General features: G+C 71.0%; 22 protein-coding genes. 13 read left to right on the top strand and 9 right to left on the bottom strand.

The window, feature by feature from the left end; all coding sequences use genetic code 11:
• The first annotated feature begins 41 nt into the window (after window positions 1-41).
• Both ACFY6U_RS03230 and ACFY6U_RS03225 read left to right on the top strand, forming a co-directional pair.
• Window positions 42-1,190 carry a YihY/virulence factor BrkB family protein gene (locus ACFY6U_RS03230; RefSeq protein ID WP_390034815.1) on the top strand — a complete coding sequence of 383 codons (1,149 nt, stop codon included), beginning with the start codon at window positions 42-44 and terminating at the stop codon, window positions 1,188-1,190.
• 142 nt (window positions 1,191-1,332) lie between these two features.
• Window positions 1,333-2,001, top strand: a complete 669-nt coding sequence (locus tag ACFY6U_RS03225) for a helix-turn-helix domain-containing protein (RefSeq protein WP_390034814.1) — start codon at window positions 1,333-1,335, stop codon at window positions 1,999-2,001.
• On the opposite strand, the gene ACFY6U_RS03220 is transcribed toward ACFY6U_RS03225, so the two are convergent.
• Window positions 1,987-2,385: a VOC family protein gene (locus ACFY6U_RS03220; protein WP_390034813.1), complete on the bottom strand. Its 399-nt coding sequence runs from the start codon at window positions 2,383-2,385 to the stop codon at window positions 1,987-1,989. The genes ACFY6U_RS03225 and ACFY6U_RS03220 overlap by 15 nt on opposite strands.
• Before the next feature lie 153 nt (window positions 2,386-2,538).
• On the opposite strand from ACFY6U_RS03220, the gene ACFY6U_RS03215 reads away from it, so the two are divergent.
• The 4 genes from ACFY6U_RS03215 to ACFY6U_RS03200 all read left to right on the top strand — a co-directional run bounded on the left by ACFY6U_RS03215 (window position 2,539) and on the right by ACFY6U_RS03200 (window position 5,043).
• Complete coding sequence (locus ACFY6U_RS03215) at window positions 2,539-3,084, top strand: membrane lipoprotein (RefSeq protein ID WP_390034812.1); 546 nt, start codon at window positions 2,539-2,541, stop codon at window positions 3,082-3,084.
• Between the two features lie 31 nt (window positions 3,085-3,115).
• Window positions 3,116-3,766: a ThuA domain-containing protein gene (locus tag ACFY6U_RS03210; RefSeq protein WP_390034811.1), complete on the top strand. Its 651-nt coding sequence runs from the start codon at window positions 3,116-3,118 to the stop codon at window positions 3,764-3,766.
• 156 nt (window positions 3,767-3,922) lie between these two features.
• Window positions 3,923-4,789 (top strand): isocitrate lyase/PEP mutase family protein, encoded by an 867-nt coding sequence (locus tag ACFY6U_RS03205; RefSeq protein WP_351493091.1) that lies wholly within the window; start codon window positions 3,923-3,925, stop codon window positions 4,787-4,789.
• Window positions 4,786-5,043, top strand: coding sequence for a hypothetical protein (locus ACFY6U_RS03200; RefSeq protein WP_390034810.1), 258 nt, complete (start codon window positions 4,786-4,788; stop codon window positions 5,041-5,043). Before ACFY6U_RS03205 ends, ACFY6U_RS03200 begins: the two co-directional genes overlap by 4 nt.
• Window positions 5,044-5,146: 103 nt before the next feature.
• Here the strand turns inward: ACFY6U_RS03200 and ACFY6U_RS03195 are convergent, their stop codons facing one another.
• The 6 genes from ACFY6U_RS03195 to ACFY6U_RS03170 all read right to left on the bottom strand — a co-directional run bounded on the left by ACFY6U_RS03195 (window position 5,147) and on the right by ACFY6U_RS03170 (window position 11,425).
• Entirely contained in the window at window positions 5,147-5,353 is a 207-nt protein-coding gene (locus tag ACFY6U_RS03195; RefSeq protein ID WP_390034809.1) for a hypothetical protein, read from the bottom strand.
• A gap of 30 nt (window positions 5,354-5,383) precedes the next feature.
• A complete protein-coding gene (locus ACFY6U_RS03190) occupies window positions 5,384-6,448 on the bottom strand; it encodes a LacI family DNA-binding transcriptional regulator (protein ID WP_390034808.1) in 1,065 nt (354 codons plus the stop codon).
• A gap of 209 nt (window positions 6,449-6,657) precedes the next feature.
• Window positions 6,658-8,298 carry a glycoside hydrolase family 43 protein gene (locus tag ACFY6U_RS03185; protein WP_390034807.1) on the bottom strand — a complete coding sequence of 547 codons (1,641 nt, stop codon included), beginning with the start codon at window positions 8,296-8,298 and terminating at the stop codon, window positions 6,658-6,660.
• Entirely contained in the window at window positions 8,295-9,200 is a 906-nt protein-coding gene (locus tag ACFY6U_RS03180) for a carbohydrate ABC transporter permease (protein ID WP_390034806.1), read from the bottom strand. The genes ACFY6U_RS03185 and ACFY6U_RS03180 overlap by 4 nt, the downstream gene beginning before the upstream one ends.
• Window positions 9,200-10,084: a carbohydrate ABC transporter permease gene (locus ACFY6U_RS03175; protein ID WP_390034805.1), complete on the bottom strand. Its 885-nt coding sequence runs from the start codon at window positions 10,082-10,084 to the stop codon at window positions 9,200-9,202. Before ACFY6U_RS03175 ends, ACFY6U_RS03180 begins: the two co-directional genes overlap by 1 nt.
• Before the next feature lie 12 nt (window positions 10,085-10,096).
• Window positions 10,097-11,425 carry an ABC transporter substrate-binding protein gene (locus ACFY6U_RS03170; protein ID WP_390034804.1) on the bottom strand — a complete coding sequence of 443 codons (1,329 nt, stop codon included), beginning with the start codon at window positions 11,423-11,425 and terminating at the stop codon, window positions 10,097-10,099.
• A 332-nt stretch (window positions 11,426-11,757) separates the two neighbouring features.
• On the opposite strand from ACFY6U_RS03170, the gene ACFY6U_RS03165 reads away from it, so the two are divergent.
• From ACFY6U_RS03165 to ACFY6U_RS03135, 7 genes are all read left to right on the top strand, one after another.
• On the top strand, window positions 11,758-13,101 hold the full coding sequence (locus ACFY6U_RS03165) for an extracellular solute-binding protein (RefSeq protein WP_390034803.1): 1,344 nt from the start codon (window positions 11,758-11,760) through the stop codon (window positions 13,099-13,101).
• Window positions 13,098-14,090: a carbohydrate ABC transporter permease gene (locus tag ACFY6U_RS03160; protein WP_390034802.1), complete on the top strand. Its 993-nt coding sequence runs from the start codon at window positions 13,098-13,100 to the stop codon at window positions 14,088-14,090. Before ACFY6U_RS03165 ends, ACFY6U_RS03160 begins: the two co-directional genes overlap by 4 nt.
• On the top strand, window positions 14,087-14,944 hold the full coding sequence (locus ACFY6U_RS03155; protein WP_390034801.1) for a carbohydrate ABC transporter permease: 858 nt from the start codon (window positions 14,087-14,089) through the stop codon (window positions 14,942-14,944). The genes ACFY6U_RS03160 and ACFY6U_RS03155 overlap by 4 nt, the downstream gene beginning before the upstream one ends.
• 23 nt (window positions 14,945-14,967) lie before the next feature.
• Window positions 14,968-16,500: a glycosyl hydrolase family 28 protein gene (locus ACFY6U_RS03150; protein ID WP_390034800.1), complete on the top strand. Its 1,533-nt coding sequence runs from the start codon at window positions 14,968-14,970 to the stop codon at window positions 16,498-16,500.
• Window positions 16,497-19,829, top strand: a complete 3,333-nt coding sequence (locus ACFY6U_RS03145; protein ID WP_390034799.1) for an alginate lyase family protein — start codon at window positions 16,497-16,499, stop codon at window positions 19,827-19,829. Before ACFY6U_RS03150 ends, ACFY6U_RS03145 begins: the two co-directional genes overlap by 4 nt.
• Before the next feature lie 29 nt (window positions 19,830-19,858).
• On the top strand, window positions 19,859-21,094 hold the full coding sequence (locus ACFY6U_RS03140) for an alginate lyase family protein (protein WP_390034798.1): 1,236 nt from the start codon (window positions 19,859-19,861) through the stop codon (window positions 21,092-21,094).
• A 108-nt stretch (window positions 21,095-21,202) separates the two neighbouring features.
• Window positions 21,203-22,759, top strand: a complete 1,557-nt coding sequence (locus tag ACFY6U_RS03135) for a carboxylesterase/lipase family protein (RefSeq protein WP_390034797.1) — start codon at window positions 21,203-21,205, stop codon at window positions 22,757-22,759.
• Here the strand turns inward: ACFY6U_RS03135 and ACFY6U_RS03130 are convergent.
• Together ACFY6U_RS03130 and mmuM are read right to left on the bottom strand one after the other, a co-directional pair.
• Complete coding sequence (locus tag ACFY6U_RS03130; protein WP_390034796.1) at window positions 22,733-23,794, bottom strand: LacI family DNA-binding transcriptional regulator; 1,062 nt, start codon at window positions 23,792-23,794, stop codon at window positions 22,733-22,735. The two genes, ACFY6U_RS03135 and ACFY6U_RS03130, sit on opposite strands and share 27 nt — an antisense overlap.
• 172 nt (window positions 23,795-23,966) lie before the next feature.
• A complete protein-coding gene (mmuM, locus tag ACFY6U_RS03125) occupies window positions 23,967-24,884 on the bottom strand; it encodes a homocysteine S-methyltransferase (protein WP_390034795.1) in 918 nt (305 codons plus the stop codon).
• Between the last annotated feature and the right edge of the window lie 150 nt (window positions 24,885-25,034).

Below are 25,034 nucleotides of genomic sequence, written 5' to 3'. Positions count from 1 at the left end.
GTGAGGTGAGGACGGCCCCGGACGGCGGATACCGTTAGGGCGTGCAGCCAGCAAGCGATACTCCCGAGCGGCCCTCCGGCCGGCTCCACCGGGCCAGAGCCCTCTACCGGAACGTCTCCAAGCGCAGGACCGCCTGGCTGCTGATCAAGGACACCGTCAATTCCTGCATGGAGTACCGCATCCTCGGCCTCGCCGCCGAGGCCGCCTTCTTCACCCTGCTGTCCGTCCCGCCGCTGCTGCTCAGCCTCATCGGACTGCTCGGCTACGTCGACGCCTGGACCGGTGCCGACACCATCGCCAGCCTGGAGAGCAACCTGCTGGAGGCCTCCCGCACGGTCCTGTCCGACAAGGGCGTCAAGGAGATCGCCGAGCCGATCCTGCACGACGTGATGAAGGGCGGCCGCCCCGACGTCATCTCCATCGGCTTCCTGTTCGCCCTGTGGTCGGGCTCCCGCGCGGTGAACGTCTTCATCGACACGATCACCGTGATGTACGGCCTCGACGGCGTCCGGGGCATCGTGAAGACCCGGATCGTCTCCTTCCTGCTCTTCATCGCCGCGCTGCTGATCGGCTCGGTCGCGCTCCCGCTGATGGTGGCCGGGCCGGACGCGGTGGTCGGGATCGTGCCCTGGTCGGAGACGCTCGTACAGGTCCTGTACTGGCCGGTCGTGATCGTCCTGTCCATCGTCTTCCTCACCACGCTGTACCACGTCTCCGTGCCGGTGCGCTCCCCGTGGATCGAGGACGTGCCCGGCGCCCTCGTCGCCCTGGCCATGTGGGTCCTCGGCAGCTTCCTGCTGCGCATCTACCTGACCAACACCATCGAGGGCGCGACGATCTACGGCTCCCTCGCCGCGTCCGTCGCCGTGCTGCTGTGGATCGGCGTGTCGGCCTTCGCCGTACTGGTCGGCGCCGCCGTGAACGCCGCGATCGACCGGGTCTGGCCGGCCGCCGCGACGGCCGCGGCGCGCGCCGCCAACGAGCGGCTGCGCGAGGCCCAGGTCGCCGAGTACGTGGCCCGTGCGACCGCGGCGGCCCGCGAGGCGGGTCCGGACGACCCCGACGACCCGGACATGCCGTCGGAGTTCCCGGAGCGCTGGTCCCGGTTCCTGCCGCCGGAGGACGTCACGGCGCGGCTGCGGGCGCATGTGAAGAGCAGCCATCCGCCGCCGCCGAAGCCGGAGGCCTGAGGGGCCGACGCCGGGTTCGTCGTGGGGGCTCGCGCGGGGTGCGGTCTGCGGGCTCGCTGTGGTTGCTCGCGCCCGCGCGGCGGCAGCCGCATGTCGAACACAGCCCCGCGCCCCCAAAAGGGGCGCGTCTACGCTGGTGTCTGTGTACAGGGAACGGGCGTCTCGGCTCCCCGGTGCGGTCGTTTGGGTGAATACCCCCGTCGGGGACGGTCGCGTGCTGCCCGACGGCTGTATGGATCTGCTCTGGCACGAAGGGCGGCTGCTGGTCGCCGGGCCTGATACGCGCGGGTACGTCACCGGGGGCGGCGGAGGCCAGTGGGTGGGCCTTCGTTTCTGTCCCGGTACCGCGCCCGCCGTCCTCGGTGTGCCGGCGTACTCACTGCTCGATCAGCGGGTCGAGCTGAGTGACCTCTGGCCGGCCGGGGACGTGCGGCGGCTGAGGGACCGGGTCGCGGGTGCGGCTGATCCGGCCGCCGCGCTGGAGGAGATCGCTCTCGAGCGGGCCGTCCCGCCCGATCCGTCGCTGCGGCGGCTCGTCGAAGCCCTGGACGCCGGGCGGTCCGTGGCGGCCGCCGCCGACAAACTCGGTCTCGGCGCACGTCAGTTGCACCGCCGAAGCCGGGCCGCCTTCGGCTACGGGCCCAAGACGCTCGCCCGGGTGCTGCGGATGCAGCGGGCGCTCGCGCTCGCCCGGGCCGGGGTTCCGCTCGCGGAGACGGCGGTTCGGGCGGGGTACGCGGATCAGCCTCATCTCTCCCGGGAGGTGCGGGAGCTGGCGGGGCTGCCGTTGGGCGGGCTACTCGGCGGGTAGCGGCGCGAACAGGTCGACGCCGTTGCCGTCGGGGTCGTGCACGGTGGCGTACCGCTGGCCCCAGAACGCGTTCCAGGGCTTGAGCTCGCCGTGGTGGCCGGCGCCGACCAGGTCGTCGTAGAGCGCGTCCACCTCGGCGGGTGAGGCGCAGCGGAAGGCGAGAGCCGTGCGGCCACCGTCGGTGGGCGGGCGCCAGGCCGGGTGGAAGGAGCGGATCGTCTCCTCGGTGTCCAGGGCCAGGGTGAGCCCGCCGGGCAACTCTGCCTCGACGTGCGGCTGGTGCTCGGCGCCGGCCGGGAACTCCAGGCCGAGGCGGCGGTAGAAGGCGAGGGAGGCGGCCAGGTCGGAGGTGACGAGACCGATCACGGCGAATCGTGGAGTCATGCGGTCACCGTAGGCGGGGACCGGCCGGCGGTCTTGAAGGAATCGGACACGCGGGTCAGCGAGAAGTCCCTACGGGGGGAGGGGAGCGACAGGACCGCCGGCAGCGGAAGAAAACCGCTCCCCTGTGGAACACCTGTGCGGCACGATGGGCTCATGATCCGTGCCGTGCGCGTCCTGCCGACCCTGTTCCTCGCCGCCGCCCTGCTCACCGGCTGCGGAACCGAGAAAGCGGGCTCCGGAGACTCGGGCAAACCCGCCGACCCGGCCGAACTCGCTTCCAAGGCGAAGGCGTTGGGCATGGACCCGGAGTTGGTCTACGTCACTCGCGCGCCGGGCTTCACCCTCGCCCAGCAGTCCGTCGGCGTGCAGGGCGACGACGGCTTCTCCGCCTCGTACACGGACACGACCGGCGCCGTCATCCACCTCTACACCGACCACCCGCGCTACGCAGGGCGGCACAAGTACGAGGTGTCGGAGAAGAACTGCGTGGTGTGGCTGGAGGGCGAGGGCGGGGTCTCCGACGCGGTGCTGGGCAAGGCGCTGCGCACCGTCCACCGCCCCACCGCCGGCGAACTGGAGACCCTGCTGCCCACCCCCGACCCGGCCTTCACCGACGACCAGCCGGTGCAGCGCGGCGACCTGCCGACCAACGGCGACGGCGGCCCGCCCGACAACAGCGTGCCGACGCCCGGCCTTTGAGCCGGCCCCGGCCGTGGGCGATCATGCGGGCATGGCCCCGCGACTGCTCGTCCACACCCGCACCACCGGCTACCGCCACGACTCCATCCCCGACGCCCTCGCCGCCGTACGGGGGTTCGCCGGTGTCGACGTCGACGCCACCGAGGACCCGGCCGCCCTCGAACAGTCCCTGGACGGGTACGCGGCCGTCGTCTTCCTCTCCACCAGCGGCGAGATCCTGACCCCGGCGGGGCGTGCGCGGCTCGCCGCCTACGTGGCGGCGGGCGGCGGCTTCGCCGGCGTGCACGCGGCGGCCTGCACGGAGTACGACTGGCCGTACTACGGCGGACTCCTCGGCGCCCGCTTCGACCGCCACCCGGAGTACCAGCCCGGCCGGGTGCTCGTCGAGGACCACGACCACCCCGCGACCAGGCACCTGCCCGCCGTCTGGGACTTCACCGACGAGTGGTACGACTTCCGCGACAGCCCGCGCGGCCGGGTGCGGGTCCTGCTGCGTGCCGACGAGGCGTCGTACGAAGGCGGCGGGATGGGGGACGACCACCCGCTGGCCTGGTGCCACGAGCAGGGGGCCGGACGGGTGTTCTACACAGCCCTGGGACACGCCCGGGAGGCCTACCGGGATTCCGGCTTCCTGGCCCACCTCCACGGCGGTGTCGCCTGGGCCGCACGGCTGGTCCAGTGACGTTTCTCCGGTGAACCGGATCCGCCATTGGGGTGAGTAAAGGTCGCGCACGGAGATGGTCACGTGCGTATCTAGAGATGCTCTTGTCTTGGCAAAGGGCTGCAGAGACGCGGAGGCCGGTCGTGCCGCCGCGCCACCCACAGGAGGAGCCGGACCTTGACTTACGGGAAGAAGCTGCGCGAGCAGATCGCCGGGCCGGGGACCACCCCGCTGATCGGCGTGTACGACATGTACTCGGCGTCGATCGCGGCCAAACACTACGACGGGATGTTCGTATCGGGCTTCGGCTTCGCCGCCTCGTACTACGGCCTGCCGGACATCGGATTCATCGCCTGGCCCGACATGGTGGCCTTCGTCCAGCGGCTGCGGGGCGCGTTCCCGCACCACCATCTCCTCGTCGACATCGACGACGGCTACGTCGACCCCGAGGTCGCCTGCCACGTCGTGGAAGGCCTGGAGCGGATCGGTGCCTCCGGGGTGATCCTGGAGGACCAGAAGCGGCCGCGCCGCTGCGGGCACGCCGACGGCAAGCAGGTGCTGCCCCTGGAGGAGTACCTGGACAAGCTGGAGAAGGTCCTGGAGACCCGCCAGGACCTGGTCGTCGTGGCCCGTACGGACGCCACCGACGAGCACGACATCCTGCACCGCGCGGAGCGGCTCGCCGCCACCGACGCCGACGTGATCCTCGTCGACGGGGTGCGCAGCGAGGAGTGGATCCGCCGGATCCGCAAGGTCGTCGGCGACAAACCGCTGCTCTTCAACCAGATCGCCGGCGGCAAGTCGCCCCGGCTCTCGCTCACCGAGCTGGACGAACTCGGCGTCGACGTCGCGATCTACTCCACGCCCTGTCTGTTCGCCGCGCACGAGGCGATGGACCTGGCCCTGAGCGAGCTGAAGTCAGCGGACGGCCGGCTGCCGTCCGTCGACGCGGCCAGTGGCGTGGGCGTCAAGGCCTCCACCACCCTGCTGGAGCGCAACATCGCCCGGGAACGGCTCGACGAGCCCGAGGGCGTGGGCGTGTGACGAACCCGGGGGTGCGGCTGCGGGCGGCCGTGGTGGTCGCCGCGGCCCTGCTGGGCGGGGCCGCGGGACCGGCCTGTGCGGGCGGGAGCCTGATCACCGTGCTCGACAACTCCCACGCGGACTCCGTCCTGGAGGTGGACCGCACGGCCAACATCCAGGCCGGGAGGGGGACGGCCGGCAGCGACCACGACGGCAGCGCCGTGGACGCGATCCAGGCGTTGATGGGGGAGCCGCGTCAGAACGACGACGACTGAGCGGCCGGGGGGAACTGCGGGACCGTTGTGGCTGGTCGCGCAGTTCCCCCCCCCAGCCATCGGCCGGGGGTACCCCCAGCGCCCCTTTGGGGCGCCTTGGGCCTCAGTCCTCGTTCAGGTCCGGCCGGCCGTTCTCGTCCAGCTCCACGTCCTCCTTCGGGTCGTGCTCGTCGGTCGGGGTGGCGGCCACCGTGGCGTGGTGCTGGGCCGGGGCGACCGTCAGGGTCGTGGCCCGGGCGGTGCCCAGGGCCGTGGTCACGGCGGCTGCGGCCAGAGCAAGGGCCGCAGCGGTGCGCAGGGTGAGTTTCATGCCCTGGAAACGATCTTGAGAAGGGCGTGGTCACCGTCGTACGGCCGAACGGGCCGCCGGCGCCGCCGTACTCGCCCGCTCCACCAGCCTGGTCGACAGCTCCGTCCGGGTGCCCTCCGGACGGTCCCCGTGCATCATCCGCACGAGCAGCCGCAGCGCCGTCGCCGCCATCTCCGAGAGCGGCTGGCGGACCGTGGTCAGCGCCGGGGTGCCCCAGCGGGCCTCGGGCAGGTCGTCGAAGCCGACCACGCTGATGTCGTCCGGCACCCGCAGCCCGCGCTCGGCCAGCGCGGCGTACACCCCGAGCGCCATCCGGTCCGAGCAGACGAACACGGCGGTCGGCGGCTCCGGCAGGTCCAGCAGTTCGTGCATACGGTGCCGGGCGGTGTCCTCGTCGAAGCCCGCGTGCCGGACGTACTCGCCGCGCGGGCGCTGCCCCGCCGAGGTGAGTGCCGAGCGGTAGCCGGATACCCGGGCGCCGCTGCACATCCGGCGCCGGTTGCCGGCGATCACCGCGATCCGCTCGTGGCCGAGCGCGAGCAGGTGCTCGGTCGCGGTGACCCCGCCCTGCCAGTTCGCCGCCCCGACGGAGACCACGCCGACCGGGGGTTCCTGGACCGGGTCGATCAGTACGTACGGGATACGGTGGTGCTCCAGCCAGGCATACTGCGCCTGCGTCAGCTCGGCCAGGTTGAACAGCACCCCGGAGGAACCGCGCGCGGTGAGCTTGTCCAGCCAGCCGCGCTCCGGGCGGCCGGCCCGCGTCCGGGCCGGTCCCGCCGACAGGATGACCTCCAGCCCCGCCTCGTACGCCGCCTCCTCCACCCCGTGCAGCACCGCGCCCGACCACGAGCTGTCGAGCGTCTGCACGACCAGGTCGATCAGGGTGGGGGCCTTCGTCGCGTCGAAGCGGGGTCGGCGGACGTAGCCGAGCCGTTCGAGGGCCTCGGTGACCCGGCGGCGGGTCTCGGGGGCCACGTCGTCACGGCCGTTCACCACCTTCGACGCGGTCGGTACGGAGACGCCCGCCTCGCGGGCCACCACCGCCAGGGTCGGACCGGCCGCCGCCACGCTCGTACCTCCGGCACGGACCATGGGGAACCCGCCTCTCCGGCCCGCCTTTGGGCCAACGAAAGTAACGAAAGTTGCGACCAACGCTGCTTCCGCGGTCTGCGTGCAAGCCGTGCAGTAAGCGCTTCCTACGATAGGTGCGCGTCAACACGGCGTGAAGACCTGGGAATTCGCGGGATCTTCGCGGGCGGGACTTTCGAAACTTCGAACGGGGCGGGTCGGGGTTTGCGGGGTTATGCCGGTGTGCAGGTGACTCGGAAGTCCGTGAAGTCCGCGGTGAAGGAGGCGCCGACGAGGTCCACGGCGTGGATGGCGGCCATGGCGCCGGTGAAGCGGAGGCGGGTGCCGTGGTCGTCGGAGAGGCGGGTGAAGTCGAGGGGCGGGCCGATGGGGTGGCGGGGGCCGTCGGCCGCGTACCAGAAGCGGGCGTCGGCGCGGTGCACCGTGACGCCGAGGGTGAGGGGGCCGGTGGCGTCGACTTCCTGTACGGCTGCGCGGCGGGTCTCTGGCTCGTCCCGGGTGGTCAGGGCGAGCACGGTTCGGCCCGCGTCCTGCCACTGCTGGCCGTGCTGCGATTCGCCTTCAGGTTCTGTCCAGGTGAGGTCCAGGGCGTAGTAGGCCGAGGTGTTGTACCAGAGGAGCAGGCCGGCGGACTGGGTGAAGGTGGTGGGGGCTGCCTGGAGGGTCACCTGGGCCTCGGTGTGGTGTTCGGTGATGCGGCGACCCAGGAGGTGGTGGGACCAGAGGGAGTCGGGGCCGTGGTGGCCGCGGAGGCGTAGCCAGCCGGGGCGGGTGGTGTCGTCCGTCCAGTTCGGGGCTGCTGGGGAGCGGAGGGTGTGGTAGGGGGGTGCGTTGTCGGGTGCGGCGCGGTGGGGGCTGGTCGCGCCCACGCGGCGGTAGCCGCATGCTGAATGCAGCCCCGCGCCCCTGACGGGGCGCCTGTGCTGGGGCGTCTCGGCGGTGACCGCCGGACGAGGATCCCCGTGCCCGAGCCTGGGCCAGCCGTCCGCGTCCCACGTCACCGCCTGGATCGCCGTCTCGCGGCCGAGTGGGCACCGTAGGCCCTCCGGCGTCCTCAGGGGGCGTGCCGTGAGGTGGCTCAGGAACCACTCGCCCTGCGGTGTTTCCACCAACTCCGCATGCCCCGCCTTCTGCAACGGCCACGCCGGGTCGTCCCTCGACGTCAGCAGTGGCCGTTCGTCGAGTTCGTACGGGCCCGTCAGGTTCCTGCTGCGGGCCACCCGCACCCCGTGCTCGAACCCCGTCCCGCCCTCCGCCAGGACCAGGACGTACCAGCCGTTCCGCTTCAGCAGTTTGGGGCCCTCGATCAGCCGGTCCTGCTGGAGGAGGAGGTGGGTGGTGCCCACGGGGGTGAGCGTCTCCCGGTCCAGTTCCGTGGCGACGATCCCGGCGAAGCGTCGGCCGCCGGGGCGATGGTCGTTCTGGAGGTTGAGGACCCAGACGTGGCCGCCCTCGTGGAAGAGTGCGGGGTCGAAGCCGTGGCTCGGGACGCGGCGCGGGGGGCTCCAGGGGCCGGACACGTCCGGGGCCGTACTGATGTAGGTGTCCAGGTCGAAGTACGGGGTGCCGACCGAGCGGACGACCGAGTAGACCACCCAGAAGCGCTCCCCGTCCCAGCTCAGCGAAGGGGCCCAGATGCCGCCCGAGTCGGGGACGCCGGCCAGCGAGTCGCCGGGGGCCGCGCCCTCGACGTGGCCCGCGTACTCCCAGTGCGCCAGGTCGCGGGAGCGGTGGATCGGGATCGTCGGGAACCACTCGAAGGAGCTGTTCGCCAGGTAGTACCAGTCACCGGCGCGGACCAGGGAGGGGTCGGGGGCGAAGCCGCGGAGCACCGGGTTGTGGAGCCGGGTCACTTGAGGGCTCCCAGGGTGACGCCCGTACGCCAGTAGCGGCGCATCGCGATCATCATGATCGCCATCGGGACGATGGACAGGAGCGCGCCGGTGAGGACCAGGCTCGTCAGGTCGACACCCGATTCCAGACGTTTGCCGGACCAGTTGTACAGGCCCAGGTTGAGCGTCCAGCTCTGTTCGCCGCGGAGCACGGTGAGGGGGAGGAAGAAGGCGTTCCAGGTGTTCACGAAGGCCAGGAGGAAGACCGTGGCGCCGCCGGTCGTCATCATGCGCAGGACGATCGAGAAGAAGATGCGTACTTCGCCGGCGCCGTCTATCCGGGCCGCTTCGAGGAGTTCGTACGGGACCGTGGCCTCGGTGTAGACCTTCGCCAGGTAGACGCTGAACGGGTTGATCAGGCAGGGGATCAGCATCGCCCAGGGGGTGTCCACCAGGCCGATCTTGGAGAACAGCAGATACAACGGCAGTGTCAGCAGGGCGATCGGTACCAGGAAGGAGCCGACCACGCACGCGAACACCAGGCCGCGGCCCGGGAACCGGAAGCGGGCGAGGCCGTAGCCGGTGGCGAGGGCGATGAGCGTGCCGCCGAGGGAGCCGACTCCGGCGTAGAGGAAGGAGTTGGCGGTCCAGCGCAGGAAGATGCCGTTCTCGTAGGTGAACAGCTGGTGCAGGTTGTCCCAGAGGTGCCAGCCGGAGAACCAGAGGCCGTTGCTCTGGTAGAGGGCGGTGCGGTCCTTCGTCGCGGCGACGATCAGCCACCAGACCGGGAAGAGGCTGTACGCGCTCGCCAGGGCCAGGCCGACGAGGAGGAAACGCTGTCCGCCCCGGGAACGGGCCGCCGGGTCGGGCCTGGTGATACGGCGGACGGGGTTCGTCCTCGGGCGCTCCTCGGTGAGTGCCATCAGTCGGCCTCCTTCGCGGTCAGCCGGTAGAAGAGGAAGGAGGCGACGCCGAGGACCAGGGCCAGCAGGACCGAAAGGGCGGCCGCGTAGTGGTAGTTGCCCGCGTTGAAGGCCTGGTTGTAGATGACCATGATCGGGGTGAAACTGTCGCCGACCGTCTGGGGTGTCACGTTCCGGAACAGCGCGGGCTCGTTGAAGATCTGGAGCATCTGGATGATCGACAGCATGCCGGTGAGGACCAACGCGCCCCGGACGTAGGGGACTTTGATGCTCAGGGCGATGCGGGACTCGGAGGCGCCGTCCAGCCGGGCCGCCTCGAAGAGTTCGCGCGGGACGCCTTGCAGCGCCGAGTAGATGATCACCATGTTGTAGCCGATGCCGTGCCAGGTGAGCAGGTTGCCGATGGACGGCCACACCATCGACGGCGCGAAGAAGTTCCAGTCCAGGCCGAACGCCTTGCCCAGGGGGGTGAGGGGGCCGACGTCCGGGCTGTAGAGGTTGATCCAGACGATCGCCGCGACCACGCCCGGGATCATGTACGGGACCAGGAGCAGGATGCGGAAACGGCCCGCCGCCCGCGACGTCAGCGTGTCCAGGAAGAGCGCGAGGAGCAGGCTGACCAGCAGCATCACGGGGATCTGCACGCAGGCGAAGACGAGCACGCGCAGGACCGAGTCGAGGAACGCCGGGTCCGTCAGGCCCTGCCGGTAGTTGGCGAGGCCCGAGAACCTGTCGGAGGTGCCGCCGAGGCCCAGGCCGGAGGACTGGGAGCGGTACAGCGACTCGTGGACGGCGTAACCGATCGGGATCAGGTAGAGGAAGACGAAACCTAGCTGGAAGGGCACCGTGAACGCGGCGCCCTTCCAGCGCTGGGAGCGGACCATCGGTGCGCCGCCTCAGCCCTTGACGCTGATGCCGCGGGACTTGAGGTCATCGACCGTCCACTGCTGCATGTGGGCGAGGAGGTCGGTGACCTTCTGCTGCTTGCTGACCACCTTCGCCCAGCCGCTCTGCAACTCCGTGAACATGGCCGTCCAGTCGGGGCCGAAGGTCCAGTCCGTGGTGACCGTGTTCAGGCTGTCGGTGACCACCTTCTTCGCCGGGTCGTAGTTCGTACCGAGGAGCTTCTGCGAGATCGCCTCGTCGACATAGGCGCTGCTGTCGGCGAGCGCGGGCATCACCCCGTTGCCGGTGGTCGGGCTGGCCATCGTCTTCACCGCGCCGGAGTCGGTGGACATCCACAACGCGGCCTCCGCGGCCTGCTGCCGGTGTGCGCACTGCTTGGTGACGAGGGTGACGCTGCCGGTGAGGTTGGTGCCGGCCGGGGTCTTCGCGGTCTCGCCGGTGAAGGCGGGCCAGGGGGCGAGGGCCCACTTGCCGAAGGACTTGGTGAAGTTCTGCACCATGCCGGCCATCTGCCAGGTGGAGATCTGCCGGGTCGCGGTGCCGCCTACGTCGTAGTTGCGCTGTACGGCCGCGTAGTCGGCGAACGACAGCTTGGAGTCCAGGTCGTCGTCGATGATCTGCTGGATCACGTCGGCGGCCTTGAGGGTGCCCGCGTCCTGGAAGTCGACCTTCCAGGAGTTGCCGTCGATCGCGTACCAGTGGGCGCCGGCCTGCATCGCGAGCACTTCGAGCGTGCTGGGGTCCTCGCCCGCGTAGTTGGTGATCTTGATGCCGTGCTTCTTCAGGACCTTGCCGGCCGCGATGAACTCGTCCCAGGTGGTGGGGGCCTTGAGGCCGTACTTCTGGAAGATGTCGGTGCGGTAGATCGTGAAGTTCGGCGCGGAGCTGGTGGGGACGCCGTACAGCCTGCCCTGGACCTGCGCGGCCGACCAGGAGCCGGAGTTGAACCTGCCCTTGGCCGAGCCGACGTACTTCGTGATGTCGGCGAGGGCGCCCTGGGCGACCCAGCTCGTGACGTACTCGGCGGTGTTCTGCACGAGACAGGGCGCGTTGCCCGCCTTCACCGCGTTGGTGAGCTGCTTCTGCATGGTCAGCTGGTCGGTGACCTTCGTGTACTTCAGCCGGACGCCCCTGTGGGAGGCGTTGAACGCCTTCACCACGGCCTCCTGGCCGTTCGCCCAGCCCCAGAAGGGCAGCGTGACCGGGCCGGAGGCCGCGTCGGAGCCGCCGGAGCCGGAGCCCGATCCGCCGCAGGCGGAGAGCAGACCTGTCAGCGCGAGGCCCGCGATCGCGGTGCGGACCAACCTGGTGGAGTTCATCAGACCGTGTTCCTTCGGAGGTGGGCGCTCTCGGGGAGGAGGGCGGCGGCTCGACAGTGCCTTAGAAACCGGTTTCCACGGGACAGTAGGACGGCGCTGCCGCTCCCAGCAAGGGGTATGAGTCGGAATCTTTCGATGTGCGGTCGGTCGAACGGCCCGTGAGCAGCAACCGGTGCGCATGAGCAACCGGTTGCCGCTGAAGGGTTTTCGAAAGTTCGTCACTCCTCTTGACGACGCTCCCGTACGGGTTGAAGCTCCCCTCACCGCCCATAGCAACCGGTTGCCTAACCGAGCCGACGCCCCGTCACCCCCGAGCAGAGAGTGAGTAGTCCATGCAGACGCATGCCCGTGCCCCGGTCGGCCGGCGCCGCCTCCTCGCGCTCGGCGGCACCGCCGTCGCCACGGCCGCCCTCGGGGGCTGCGCCCTTCCGGTGTCCGGCAGCGTCGGCGGCTCGGGCGAGACCGTCACGGTGATGGCGAAGGCCGACGACATCTCGGCGGACCTCATCAAGCAGGCGCAGCGGGACCTGGGCGTCAGGATCAACACGGTGCTGTACAGCACCAGCAAGCTGATCGCGATGATGACCAACGGCAACCCGCCCGACCTGGTGCGCGGCGTCGGCGCCGTGGACGCCCCCTACTTCGCCGCCCGGGGCGTGATGGAGAACCTGGACCCCTACTTCGCGAAGAGCACCGTCCTCAGGCTTGCCGACCTCGACCCGGTGAACGACCTGTGGCGCTATGACGGCCGTACCCAGGGCAAGGGCCCGCGCTACGGCATGGCGAAGGACTTCTCCCAGGACTCCATGTACTGGTACAACACCGCGCTCTTCGACCGGGCCGGTGTCGACTACCCGCCGGAACTGGAGCCGGTCACCTTCGACGAGTGGCTGGACACGGCCAAGCGGCTCACCGAGCGCAAGAACGGCCAGACGACCGTCTTCGGCGGCAGCTACAACGGCGTGCTCACCCCCAACCTGCTGGCGAGCCTGGCGGTGGCCGCCGGCGGAAGCATCTTCACCGAGGACTTCTCCCGGGTCGACTTCACCACGCCCGAGGCCCGCAAGGCGCTCGGCTGGTACATCGACTACTGCCGGACCAGGGTCGGCCCCAGCATCGTCCAGCCCGACCCCAACGCCTGGGACGGCCCCACCTTCGAGGCGAACCGGCTGGCCATGTCCAACTCGGGCTACTGGCTCGGCGGCCTGATCAACGCCGACAGGAAGCTGGCGCCGCTGTCCCGTCTCGCCCCGGCGCCGACCTTCGGGGGCGGCCGCCGGATCAGTCCCTGCCAGGCGGGCACCGGCTTCTGGATACCGAGCGGATCGCACCACAAGGACGCCGCCTGGCGGGTCTTCGAGTGGTTCTTCGGCGAGGCGCCGGCCAAGGCACGTGCCTCCGGAGGCTGGGGCATCCCGACCCTCAGGTCCCTGCGCTCGCTGATGCCCGCCCAGGAGGACTACCAGAAACGGGTCCTGAAGGTACAGGAGGCCGAGCTGAAGCACTTCTCGGTGATCGCCTTCACGCCCTACGCGACCGCCGACTCCCTCTTCGCGCTCTTCAACCGGATCGCCCCGGCCGCCATGAACGGCGGGATGTCCCTCGACACCCTCGCCCGGCGCCTGAACTCGGCCATGAACGATCAGCTCAAGCGCGGTAAGGAGCAGGTGGGATGACGGTCGACCAAGCCACCGCTGTGACGGACCGGCGCGGCCCGGCCCCGGCCGCGAGCCGTCCACGACCCGGGCCGCGTACCTCCGTGACCGCACGCAGACACCGGGCGTTCTACATGTTCGCCGCGCCGTGGATCACCGGGTTCATGCTGCTCACCATCGCGCCCATGGCGTACGCCCTGTGGCTGAGCTTCACCACCTTCGACGGCATCTCGCCCAAGTGGCGCTACGTCGGACTCGGGAACTATCGCGAGCTGTTCTCCGACTCGGCGACCTGGCAGTCCCTGGGGCGCACCGGCCTGTTCGCGATCACCTCGGTGCCGTTGTCGATCATCGCGGGTCTCGGGCTCGCCGTACTGGTCAACCGGCCGCTCAAGGCGCGCGGAGTGTTCCGCACCCTGCTCTATCTGCCCGCCGTGGTGCCGCCGGTCGGCGCGGGCATCGCCTTCAAGCAGCTCTTCGACCAGAATTCCGGTGCCGTCAACGGTGTACTGAACCTCTTCGGTGTCGACGCCCTCGGCTGGCTGGCCGACCCCTACGCACGGTATGTGCTGATCATGACGGTGCTCTGGACATCCGGAAACATCATGATCATCTCGCTGGCCGGGCTCCAGGACATCCCCCGCGAACTCCACGAAGCGGCCCGCATCGACGGCGCGAGCGCCTGGCGGAGCTTTCGCAGCGTCACCGTACCGCTGCTGTCCCCGGTCCTGCTCTTCCAGACCGTGACCGGCGTCATCGCCTCGGTGCAGACCATCATGCCGCTGCTGCTGGCCCCCGACGCCACGCCGGCCGGCATCACCGCGCTCCCGCAGTCCGACTACCTCTACATGATGCACGTGTTCGCGGAGTACTTCGCCTTCGGCCGCTACGGCTACGCCTCCGCGCTGCTGTGGGTTCTCTTCGTCCTGATCCTCGTCGCCACCGGACTGATCTTCAAGGCCACGTCCGGCGTGGTGTTCTACAACGTCGACCCGGAGGCGAAGAAGTGACAGCCGCCACCCCGGCCCCCAAGGCCGCGCCGCGCGTTCGCGTCAACCGCCTCGTCCTCTACACGGCCCTCGTCGCCGTCACCGGACTCTTCCTGGGCCCCTTCGGCTGGCTGGTCGTCTCAGGGCTGAAGACCCCCGCCGAGCTGGCCGCCTCGCCGGTGCACTGGCTGCCCGCCCGCGTCCAGTGGCACAACTTCGCCGACGCCTTCCACCTCATCGACTTCCTCGGCTACGCCCGCAACTCCCTGATCATCGCCACGATCTACGCCACCCTCGTCACCCTGAGCTCCGCCTGGGTCGGCTTCGGCTTCGCCCGCCTCGAAGCCCCCGGCAGGAAGATCCTGTTCGGCATCCTGCTCGGCTCGATGATGCTGCCGCAGATGATCACCCTGCTGCCCACCTATCTGATCTTCGCCAAGCTGGGCATGGTCGACACCTACTGGCCCTGGGTGCTGTGGGGCCTCGCCGCCACCCCCTATCTCGTCTTCCTCTTCCGGCAGTTCTTCGCCGGGCTGCCCCGCGAGCTGGAGGAGGCCGCGATCGTCGACGGATGCGGCTGGTCGGCCGTCTTCTGGCGGATCTTCCTCCCGCAGTCCTGGCCGGTCCTGTCCGCGAGCTTCGTGATCGCCTTCACCTGGACCTGGGGCGACTACATCGCCCCGCAGCTGCTGCTGTCCACCGACCGCACCACCCTCGCGGTCGCCGTCATGTCCACCTACGTCACCTCGGCCGGCACCCCCGTCACCAACCTCCAGGCGGCGGCCTCGGTGATGTACGTCGTCCCGATCCTGCTGATCTTCCTGATCGCCCAGCGCGGTTTCGTCGCCGGGATGTCCACGACCGGCCTGAAGTAGCCCACTGTCGCAAGGAGTCACGCATGAACACGCCCCTGTCCCGCCGTACGGCCCTCCAGGCGGCCGGCGCCACCGCCCTCGCCGCCGGTCTGACCGGTCTGACGGCCACGGCGGCCCGGGCCGACGCCTCCGGCAACCACTCCGCCCCCAGGCTGGTGACCTACCCCCGCCCGGCCACCATGCCCACGAACACCGGCTTCAGGGTGAGAGTGCGCACCGCCCCCGACGGCGACTGGCAGACCCTGGACATCTGGCGGCCCCAGCTGGAGGAGATCAACGCCACCACCGGATCCGGCAAGGTCTACAGCACGTCGATGGTGTACTTCGACTTCCGGGGCTCCGTCGAGATCGAGGTCACGTACCTCAAGGGCGGGACCACCAAGGCCAGGATCCGCCCGGACGCGCTCGGCATCACACCCGAACTCGGCGGCGACACCCTGGTGTTCACCCTGGACGAGCCGAGGGACGTCGTCGTCCAGATCAACGACGAGATCTTCGACTGCCTGCATGTCGTCACCAACCATGTCGACTGCGATCCGCCGTCCCCCGACGACCCCGACGTCATCTACTTCGGTCCCGGTGTGCACTCCGTCCCCGGCAACGTGCTGACCGTGCCCAGCGGCAAGACCGTCTACCTGGCCGGCGGCGCCGTCCTGACCGCCCAGGTCTACTTCAAGGACGTCGAGAGGGCCGGCCTGACCGGACGCGGGGTCCTCTACAACAACCCGGGCGGTGCCATCCTCAGCGAGGGCAGCAGGAACATCCGGGTCGAGGACGTCATCATCCTCAACCCGGCCGGCTACGCGGGCACCTTCGCCGAGAGCCGGAACGTCCACGTGAAGAACGCCCGCGCCTTCAGCTCGAAGGGCAACGGAGACGGCTTCGACGTCTTCTCCTCCACGGGGGTCACCTTCGACGGCTGCTTCATGCGCAACTCCGACGACTGCATCGCGATCTACTGCCACCGCTGGAACTACTACGGCGACACCCGCGACGTCACCGTCCAGAACTGCACCCTGTGGGCCGACGTCGCCCACCCGATCAACGTCGGCACCCACGGCAACACCGACGCCCCCGAGACGATCGAGAACCTGCTCATCAGGAACATCGACGTCCTCGACCACCGAGAGCCGCAGATGAACTACCAGGGCTGCATCGCCCTCAACCCGGGCGACTCCAACCTCATCAAGAACGTCCGTATCGAGGACGTCCGCATCGAGGACTTCCGCTGGGGCCAGGTCATCTACATGAAGGTGATGTTCAACCCGAAGTACAACACCTCGGTCGGCCGCGGCATCCAGGACGTCTACGTCAAGAACCTCACCTACACCGGCACCCGTGCGAACCCCTCGCTCTTCCTCGGCTACGACGCCGACCACGCCATCACGAACGTCACCTTCGAGAACCTGGTGATCAACGGCCTGGTCGTCGCCGACTCGATGAAGAAGCCGACCTGGTACTACACCACCGACGAGATCCAGTGGTTCTACAACGAGCACGTGACGAACCTGAAGTTCCTCACCACCGCCGAGGCCGAGGCGGCCGCCGCGTCATGAGCCTGCCCGCCACCAGCCGCCGGGGCTTCCTCGGCGGCACGGCGGCCCTGCTGCTGGCGTCGGGTACGAGCGGTCTGCTCGTGCCCGGCACCGCGGCGGCCGTCGAGACCGACACCGGTACCGGAGCCTTCGTCCACCCCGGCCTCCTGCACACCTCCGCCGACCTCGCCCGGATGAGGGCGGCGGTCGCGGCCGGGCAATCACCCGTCCACGACGGCTACCTGGCCCTCGCCGCCCACGCCCGCTCGCAGTCGACGTATCCGATCCAGAACACCGGCCAGATCACCTCCTGGGGGCGCGGCCCCGCCAACTTCCAGAACCAGGCCGTCGCCGACTCGGCCGCCGCCTACCAGAACGCCCTGCTGTGGGCCGTCACCGGCGACCGCGCCCACGCCGACAAGGCCCGCGACATCCTCAACTCCTGGTCGGCCTCCCTCACCGTCGTCACCGGCGCCGACGGCCCGCTCGGCGCCGGCCTGCAGGGCTTCAAGTTCGCCAACGCGGCCGAACTCCTGCGCCACACGGGCTACGACGGCTGGACGGACGCCGACATCGCCCGCTGCGAGGCCTCCTTCCTCGACGTCTGGTATCCGGCCGTCTCCGGCTACATGCTCTACGCCAACGGCAACTGGGACCTGACCGCCGTGCAGACCGTCCTCGCCATCGGCGTCTTCTGCGAGGAACGCACCCTCTTCGAGGACGCCCTGCGCTTCGCCGCCGCCGGCGCGGGCAACGGCAGCGTCCGCCACCGCGTCGTCACCGACGCCGGGCAGGGGCAGGAGTCCGGCCGCGACCAGGGCCACGAACAGCTCGCGGTGGGCCTCCTGGGCGACGCGGCCCAGGTCGCCTGGAACCAGGGCGTCGACCTCTGGGCGTACGACGGCAACCGCATGCTCGCCAACGCCGAGTACGCCGCCCGCTACAACCTCGGCGGCGACGTCCCCTTCACCCCCGACCTCGACCGCACCGGCAAGTACATCAAGCAGACGGTCTCGGCGGTCTCACGCGGCAGCCTCCCGCCGATCTACGAGATGTACTACGCCCACTACGCGGGCGTCCGCGGCCTGGAGACCCCGTACACGCGAGCCGCCGTCTTCCGCGGCACCGGCGGGGCCCGGGTCGTCGAGGGCGGCAACGACGACCTGCCGAGCTGGGGCACCTTCGCCTACGCCGGTGCGACGGCGTCCGCGGCGGGCGCGCCGACCCCGCCCGCCGGTGTCACGGCGGTGGGGGAGGACGGGTCCGTGACCGTGACCTGGCTGCCGTCGGCCTGGGCCGACTCCTACACGGTGCTGCGGGCGAGCGCCGCGGACGGCCGTTACGAGGAGATCGCGTCCGGGATCGCACGGCCGGCGTACACCGACCTGGGCGTGCACGCCGGACGGACCTACTACTACACGGTCACTGCCGCCAACTCCATCGGCGGGAGCGGGAGTTCCGCGTGGGCGGCGGCCTGCGCAGGACTCCCTCTTCCCTGGGCGACCCAGGACGTCGGGGAGGTGCGGATCCCCGGCTCCGCGGCCTTCGACGGCGAGCGTTTCGTCCTGGAGGCGAGCGGCACCGACGACACCCACCGCCTCGTCCACCTGCCACTGCGCGGCGACGGCACGGTCACCGCGCGGATCGTGTGGCCGCTCAGCTCGCAGTACTCCAAGATCGGTGTCACCGTCCGCGCCTCGCTGGACGCGACCGCCGCGCACGCCTCCATGCTGATTCAGGGACTGCCGCTGCACACCTGGAGCGGGGTGTGGACGGTACGGCCGGCGCGGGGCGCGGAGGTCTCCGCGACCGGGAGCACGCCCGTGCCGCCCTCGCAGCAGCAGGCGATCACGGTGAACGCGGCCTTCCCGCTCTCCGGCCTCGGTGCGCTGCCCGAATCGGCGACCCCCCTGGAGGCGCCCCACGTCGAGGGCGCGGGCGACGGCTACCGGCTGCGGGCGCCCTACTGGGTGCGCGTGACCCGGAAGGGCCCACGCTGTACGGGCGCCATCTCGCCCGACGGCGTCCACTGGACAGAAGTCGGCTCCACCGACGTCGAGTTGGGGAGGACCGCGTACGCGGGTCTGACGCTCACCTCCTGTCTCGGCGTCGACGAGGACTACGCGGAGACCGGCACCGGCGCCTTCGACAACGTCAGCGTGACCTCCCCGTCCGGCGCGGTGTGGTGTGTGCCGCGCCCCGCCCGCCCCGCCACCGACCTGCGTGCCGTCACCGGCACCGACGCCGTCGAGCTGGCCTGGAGCGACCCGGACCTGTCCGCGCGCTACACGGTGCTGCGCGCGACCCGCGCCGACGGCCCGTACCGGACTCTGGCCACCGGCGTCGGCCCGGTCGGCTTCGGCACCCGTGTCCGGTACGCCGACGCGACCGGGACACCGGGCACGACGTACCACTACCAGGTCGCGAAGACCAGCACCGCAGGCCGCGGACCGCGCTCGGTGCCGGCCGCGGCCGCCATGCCGACCCCGACACCGCCCCGGCTCACCTCCGCCACCACCGCGTTCGCCAACCAGGGCGTCGGTTTCCGGCAGCTCCTGCGGGCCGCGCACGAGCCCGTGCTGTTCACGGCGGACGGACTGCCCGACGGGCTGCGGATCGACCGGCGGACCGGTCTGGTCTCCGGAACCCCCACCGAGAAGGGCGAGTTCACGGTCACGGCCACCGCGGCCAACGCCTCCGGGACCACCACCGGCACCCTCGCCCTCACGGTCGGCACCGCGCCGCCCGATCCGTGGACGTACGGGGACCTCGGCGACACCGTGCTCGACGACCGCGCCTTCGGGACGCTGGGTGTGGTCGCGATCACCACGCCGGGCAGTACGTCCTACGACGACGGCGCCTTCACCGTGCGGGGCGCGGGCGTCGACCTGAGCGCCAACGGCCAGGGAATGACCGGCCAGTTCGTACGACGGCCCGTCAGCGGCGACTGCGAGATCGTCGCCCGGCTCGTCTCCCGCACCGGCGCGGGCGCCGACCGGGTGGGGCTGCTGATGGCGAAGTCGCTGTCGCCGTTCGACCAGGCCGCCGGAGCCGTCGTGACCGGCGGGACCACCGCACAGCTCATGCTCCGCAGGACCGTGGCCGGCGCCTCCGCCTTCACCGGCGGCGCGGCCGTCACCCTCCCCGCCCTGCTGCGGCTGAAGCGTACCGGGACCGCCTTCAGTGCAGCCCTGTCCACCGACGACGGCGTCACCTGGACCCCCCTCGCCGACGGAGAGATCCCTGCCTTCGGTGACGCCCCCTACTACGTGGGCCTCGTGGTGTGCTCCCGCACCCCGCTCGCCCTCGGCACCGCGCAGTTCGAAGAGGTGAGCGTCGCACTCACCTGAACTCCCCCCACCGAAGGAGAACCATCGCGATGAGCCGCCGCGAACAACAACAAGCTGATCCGGGCGGGTTGAGCCGCCGTGACGTCCTGAAGTCCGCCGCCCTCGCCGTCGCCGCCTCGGTCACCGCCCCCGGGGTGGCCGACGCGGCCCCGTCGGCCTTCACCCACCCCGGCATGCTGCACAACGCCGGTGACATCAACCGCGCCAAGGTGCGGGTCGCCGCCGGCACCGACCCATGGCTGTCCGGCTGGAACAGGCTGACCGCCAACTCCCACTCCCAGCCGACCTGGACCAACCGGGCGACCGCCACGATCATCCGCGGCGGCGACGGGCAGAACTACGGCCTGCTCTACAACGACATCGCCGCCGCCTACCAGAACGCGCTGCGCTGGAAGGTCGGCGGCACCGAGGCCAACGCGGCGTGCGCCGCCGCCATCCTCAACGCCTGGTCGACGACGCTGACCACCGTCACCGGAAACGCCGACCGGTTCCTCGCGGCCGGCCTCTACGGCTGGCAGTTCGCCAACGCCTGCGAGCTGATGCGCGACTACGACGGCTTCGACCTCGCCGCCGCCCAGGAGCTGCTGGCCGACGTCTTCTACCCGCTCAACAACAGCTTCCTGACCAACCACAACGACGCCTGCATCACCAACTACTGGGCCAACTGGGACCTGTGCAACATGGCCTCGATCCTGGCCATCGGGATCCTCAACGAGGACAGCGCCAAGTACGACCAGGCCGTCGCCTACTTCAAGTCGGGCGCGGGCAACGGCTCGATCGAGCACGCCGTGCCCTACCTGTACACCGACTCCGACGGCTACGCACTCGGCCAGTGGCAGGAGTCCGGGCGCGACCAGGGCCACACCGTCATGGGCATGGGCCAGATGGGCGCGGTCTGCGAGATGGCCTGGAACCAGGGCGACGACCTCTACTCCTACGACGACAGGAGGTTCATGAAGGCCGCCCAGTACGTCGCCAAGTACAACCTCGGCGACGACGTCCCCTTCACCACCTACACCTGGGGCACCGGCCAGAGCTGCGCCCAGTCGTCCCAGACCGTCGTCTCCGACAGTTCCCGGGGCCAGATCCGCCCGGTGTGGGCCATGCTCCACTTCCACTACAACCGGCGCCTGTACCTCGACGACAAGTACATCTCCGCCATGTACTACGACCTCGTCGCCCCCGAGGGCGGCGGCGGGGACTACGGCTCCGACAGCGGCGGCTACGACCAGCTCGGCTTCGGCACCCTGATGTACGCCAAGTAGCCGAGCGTATCCGCCCGACCGCCGTAGGTGCCGGAATACCGGAAGCAGATGTGATGCTCTTGTCATACCGGCGTAGTGGCGCGCGCGGCGGGAGGAGCTGGTGGGCGGATGACGGCAGACCGGAGGGACCTGGCCGGCCCTGTGGCCGACACTCCGTACGGGGTGGTGCGCGGCAGGTGGGAGGACGGCGTCGCCGTGTTCCGCGGTATCCCCTACGCCGCCCCGCCCTTCGGGGAACACCGGTTCCTTCCGCCCGTGCCGCCCGAGCCCTGGGACGGCGTCCGGGACGCGGGCGCCTTCGGGCCGACGGCGCCCAAACCGCCGTACTCGGAGGCGTTCGCGCAGTACCTGTCGGATCCGGTGATCCCCGGCGACGACTGCCTCAACCTCAACGTCTGGACCCCGGAACCGGGCCCCGGTGCCCGGCTCCCGGTCCTGGTCTGGCTGCACGGCGGGGCCCTGACCAGGGGGTCGTCGGCCGTACCCGTGTACGACGGTCATGCGTTCGCCCGGGACGGGGTCGTCCTCGTCTCGGTGAACTACCGGCTGGGCGTGGAGGGCTACGGACTGTTCCCGGACACCCCGCCCAACCCCGGCCTGCGTGACCAACTCGCCGCCCTGCGCTGGGTCCACGAGACCATCGCCGCGTTCGGCGGCGACCCGGACCGGGTGACCCTGTGCGGCCAGTCGGCCGGCGCCATCAGCGCCGGCGCTCTGCTCGCCGCCCCCCAGACCCGGGGCCTGATCCGCCGGGCCGTCCTGCAGAGCGGCCCGCCGGAGGCCTCCGAGTGGGACAAGGTACGGCGCATGGTCCGCCGGATGGCCGGCCGGCTGAAGATCCCCGCCACCGCCCAGGCCTTCGCCGAGGTCGACCGCGAGCTGCTGCTGCGCACCCAGGCCGAAGTGGGCAGACTCGGCAGCCCGGTGCTGGGCGGCCCCGCCTTCGGGATCGTCATCGACGGCGACCTCGTCCCGCGCGACCCGCTCCAGGCCCTCCTCGACGGCGAGGCGGCCGCGGGCGTCGACCTCCTGATGGGCTGGACCCGGGACGAGTACCGGCTCTGGCTGGTCCCCGGCGGCCTGCACGACCACGTCGACCGGCTCGGCCCGGTCGCCCTCGCCGGCGCCATGGCCCGCTGCCGCGTCGGCCACGAGGTGCCGCGCGGCTACCGCGTCCTGCATCCCGAGGCCGGTACCGCCGAGACCGTCGGCCAGATGGTCACCGACCACCTGCTCCGCCTCCCGCTGCACCGGCTGGCCGAGGCCCGCCCCGGCTCGTCGTACCTCTACGAGTTCGCCTGGCCCTCCAACCGCCCCGGTCTCGGCGCCTGCCACGCCCTGGAACTGGGCTTCGTCTTCGACACCGGGGAGGACCCCGAATCGGCCCGGCTGGCCGGCGCGGGCGCCCCGCAGGAGCTCGCCGACGCGATGCACGGCGCCTGGGTCCGCTTCGTCACCACCGGCGACCCCGGCTGGCAGCCCTGGGACGACACCCACCCGGTCCGCGTCCTCGGCGACGGCGCGCCCCGCACGGTGTCCGGCCCCCGGGACGCGCAGTTCGCCCTCTGGACGCGGCCCGCGCCCGCCCACCCCGAACGTACCGCCGAACTGGCCCTCGCCGTACGCCGGTTGAGGCGCTCAGTCGCCGTCGTGCGCCGCCACTGAGTCCCGTACGACCACATGCGTGCCGAGCAGCAGATGCTCGTCGGGCGACTCGCCGCCACGGTGCTGGAGCGCGGTGCGCACCGCGAGCCGCCCCAGCTCCTCGTAGGGCACGTGCACGGTGGTCAGGGCCGGGTGCAGATCGCGGGCGAACGGTATGTCGTCGTACCCGGCGAGCGACACGTCCCCCGGCACCGCCAGGCCCGCCTCGTGCAGCGCGGTCAGCGCGCCCGCGGCCACCATGTCGGTGGCGGCGACCACCGCGCTGAACTCCAGCTTCCGCGCGAGGGCCTGTCGCAGCAGCCGGTGCCCTGAGTCCCGGGTGAAGTCGCCGTGCAGGAGCAGCCCGGGGTCGGGCTCCAGCCCGCGGGCCCGGTGCGCGGCCAGGTAACCCCGCTCCCGCCCCATCGCCGTCGTGTGGTCCGGCTTCCCGCCCAGGAACAGCACCCGGCGATGCCCCTGCGCGAGGACATGCGCGACCAGGGCGTAGGCCCCGCCCTCGTTGTCGTACTCGATGACCGTGACCGGCGCCCCGGGCCCGAGCGGCGGCCGCCCGCACAGCACCAGCCGGGAACCGGCCGAGGCGAGCGAGTCGGCCACCCGTCGGGTCCGTTCCCGGTACTCGGCCGTGTCCGCGGCGCCGCCCACCAGGATCACGGCGGCCGCCCGCTGGGCCCGCATCATCTCGATGAAGTCCAGCTCGCGCCGCACGTCCCCGTCGGTGCTGCACACCAGTGACAGATGCCCGAGCCGCGCCGCCTCCCGCTCCACGCCGTGCGCCATGTGCGCGAACGACGGCCCCGTGATGTCCTCCAGCACGAACGCCAACGTGGGCGTACCGGCCCCGGCGATCGCCTTGGCCCGGGCGTCGGCGACGTAGTCCATCTCACGGACGGCGCGCAGGACGCGGCTACGGGTGGCTGCACTGACGGGATAGTCACCCCCCAGCACCCGGGACACGGTGGAGGCCGACACCCCGGCACGAGCGGCGACATCGCGAATGGTGCTCCGCCCCGCCTCTTCGCTCTTCCTGGTCAACCCCACCCCCGCCAACCGGTTCCCACGGGGACTTTAGCGCCCACGGGACCACAGCGCCGCGAAAGGGGCGCTGGGGGTACCCCCGGCCGAAGGCTGGGGGAGGAACTGCGTGACCAGCCCCACCGGCCTGCAGCCGCCCCCTGCCCCCACCACCCACGGCGAACAGGCGACGTCAGACCACCCCCGCGATTCCGGCGATGGCCTCCGGCCCCACCCGACAGCACCCCCCGATCAACCGGGCCCCCGCATCCCGCCACCCCGCCACCTGCTCGGTGTCGAACAACGAACGCCCGGTCCACGCCCGCGCCTCCGCGTCCCACACCTCCCCGCTGTTGGGATAGACGACCACCGGCTTCCCCGTCACCCGCGCCGCCACCTCCACCGCACGGTCGACATCCTCCGGCGCACAGCAGTTCACGCCCACGGCGATGACCTCGTCCACGTCCGCGGCCAAGGCGAACGCCTCCTCCAGCGGCTGTCCCGCCCGGGTCCGCCCACCCGCCACGCTGTACGACAGCCAGGCCGGCACCCCCAGCCCCCGCACCGCCCGCAGCAACGCCTCGGCCTCGTCCGCGTCCGGCACGGTCTCCAGCGCGAGCACGTCCGGTCCCGCCCCGGCCAGCACCTCCAGCCGCGGCCGGTGGAACCGCTCCAGCTCGTCGACGTCCAGCCCGTACCGCCCCCGGTACTCGGACCCGTCCGCAAGCATCGCGCCGTACGGCCCGACCGACGCGGCCACCCACAACGGCCGTTCGATGCCCTCCGCCCGCTCCCGCCGTACCGCGTCGCGCCCCAGCTCCACGCTCAGCGCGAGCAGCCGCGCGGCCTCCTCGTGCGGGATCCCGCGCTTGGCGAAGCCCTCGAACGTGGCCTGGTAGCTCGCGGTGATCGCGACGTCCGCGCCCGCCCTGAAGTACGCGAGGTGCGCGTCGCTGACCGCGTCGGGCCGATCGGCCAGCAGCCGTGCCGACCACAGCTCGTCGCTCAGGTCGTGCCCGGCGGACGCCAGCTGGTTGGACATGCCGCCGTCGAGCACGACCGTCCCGGCGGCGAGGGCGTCGGCGAGGCTGGGGGAGTTGTCGCTGGTCATGCCCCCGACGCTAGTCGACCCGGCACCTGAGGACCCATTGTGTCCACTGTATGAACAGATGGCCCATCATGTGGACACCGGGTATACGATCACCCGACTCCCCTCCCCCCACTCCCACCCCCCGAACGCCCGCACGCACTTCCCCCGGAA

Source organism: Streptomyces sp. NPDC013157, assembly GCF_042899865.1.
Classification (GTDB): Bacteria; Actinomycetota; Actinomycetes; order Streptomycetales; family Streptomycetaceae; genus Streptomyces.
Note: the sequence above shows the minus strand (reverse complement) of the source record. Positions and strands in the feature narration are given on the sequence as shown.

What these genes read in the sequence shown, in the direction of transcription:
- ACFY6U_RS03150 (WP_390034800.1), top strand. Translation starts at nt 14,968, where the DNA reads ATGAACACGCCCCTGTCCCGCCGTACGGCCCTCCAGGCGGCCGGCGCC.
- ACFY6U_RS03160 (WP_390034802.1), top strand. Translation starts at nt 13,098, where the DNA reads ATGACGGTCGACCAAGCCACCGCTGTGACGGACCGGCGCGGCCCGGCC.
- ACFY6U_RS03165 (WP_390034803.1), top strand. Translation starts at nt 11,758, where the DNA reads ATGCAGACGCATGCCCGTGCCCCGGTCGGCCGGCGCCGCCTCCTCGCG.
- ACFY6U_RS03180 (WP_390034806.1), bottom strand. Translation starts at nt 9,200, where the DNA reads ATGGCACTCACCGAGGAGCGCCCGAGGACGAACCCCGTCCGCCGTATC.
- ACFY6U_RS03175 (WP_390034805.1), bottom strand. Translation starts at nt 10,084, where the DNA reads ATGGTCCGCTCCCAGCGCTGGAAGGGCGCCGCGTTCACGGTGCCCTTC.
- ACFY6U_RS03170 (WP_390034804.1), bottom strand. Translation starts at nt 11,425, where the DNA reads ATGAACTCCACCAGGTTGGTCCGCACCGCGATCGCGGGCCTCGCGCTG.
- ACFY6U_RS03215 (WP_390034812.1), top strand. Translation starts at nt 2,539, where the DNA reads ATGATCCGTGCCGTGCGCGTCCTGCCGACCCTGTTCCTCGCCGCCGCC.
- mmuM (WP_390034795.1), bottom strand. Translation starts at nt 24,884, where the DNA reads ATGACCAGCGACAACTCCCCCAGCCTCGCCGACGCCCTCGCCGCCGGG.
- ACFY6U_RS03220 (WP_390034813.1), bottom strand. Translation starts at nt 2,385, where the DNA reads ATGACTCCACGATTCGCCGTGATCGGTCTCGTCACCTCCGACCTGGCC.
- ACFY6U_RS03140 (WP_390034798.1), top strand. Translation starts at nt 19,859, where the DNA reads ATGAGCCGCCGCGAACAACAACAAGCTGATCCGGGCGGGTTGAGCCGC.
- ACFY6U_RS03190 (WP_390034808.1), bottom strand. Translation starts at nt 6,448, where the DNA reads ATGGTCCGTGCCGGAGGTACGAGCGTGGCGGCGGCCGGTCCGACCCTG.
- ACFY6U_RS03210 (WP_390034811.1), top strand. Translation starts at nt 3,116, where the DNA reads ATGGCCCCGCGACTGCTCGTCCACACCCGCACCACCGGCTACCGCCAC.
- ACFY6U_RS03145 (WP_390034799.1), top strand. Translation starts at nt 16,497, where the DNA reads ATGAGCCTGCCCGCCACCAGCCGCCGGGGCTTCCTCGGCGGCACGGCG.
- ACFY6U_RS03135 (WP_390034797.1), top strand. Translation starts at nt 21,203, where the DNA reads ATGACGGCAGACCGGAGGGACCTGGCCGGCCCTGTGGCCGACACTCCG.
- ACFY6U_RS03195 (WP_390034809.1), bottom strand. Translation starts at nt 5,353, where the DNA reads ATGAAACTCACCCTGCGCACCGCTGCGGCCCTTGCTCTGGCCGCAGCC.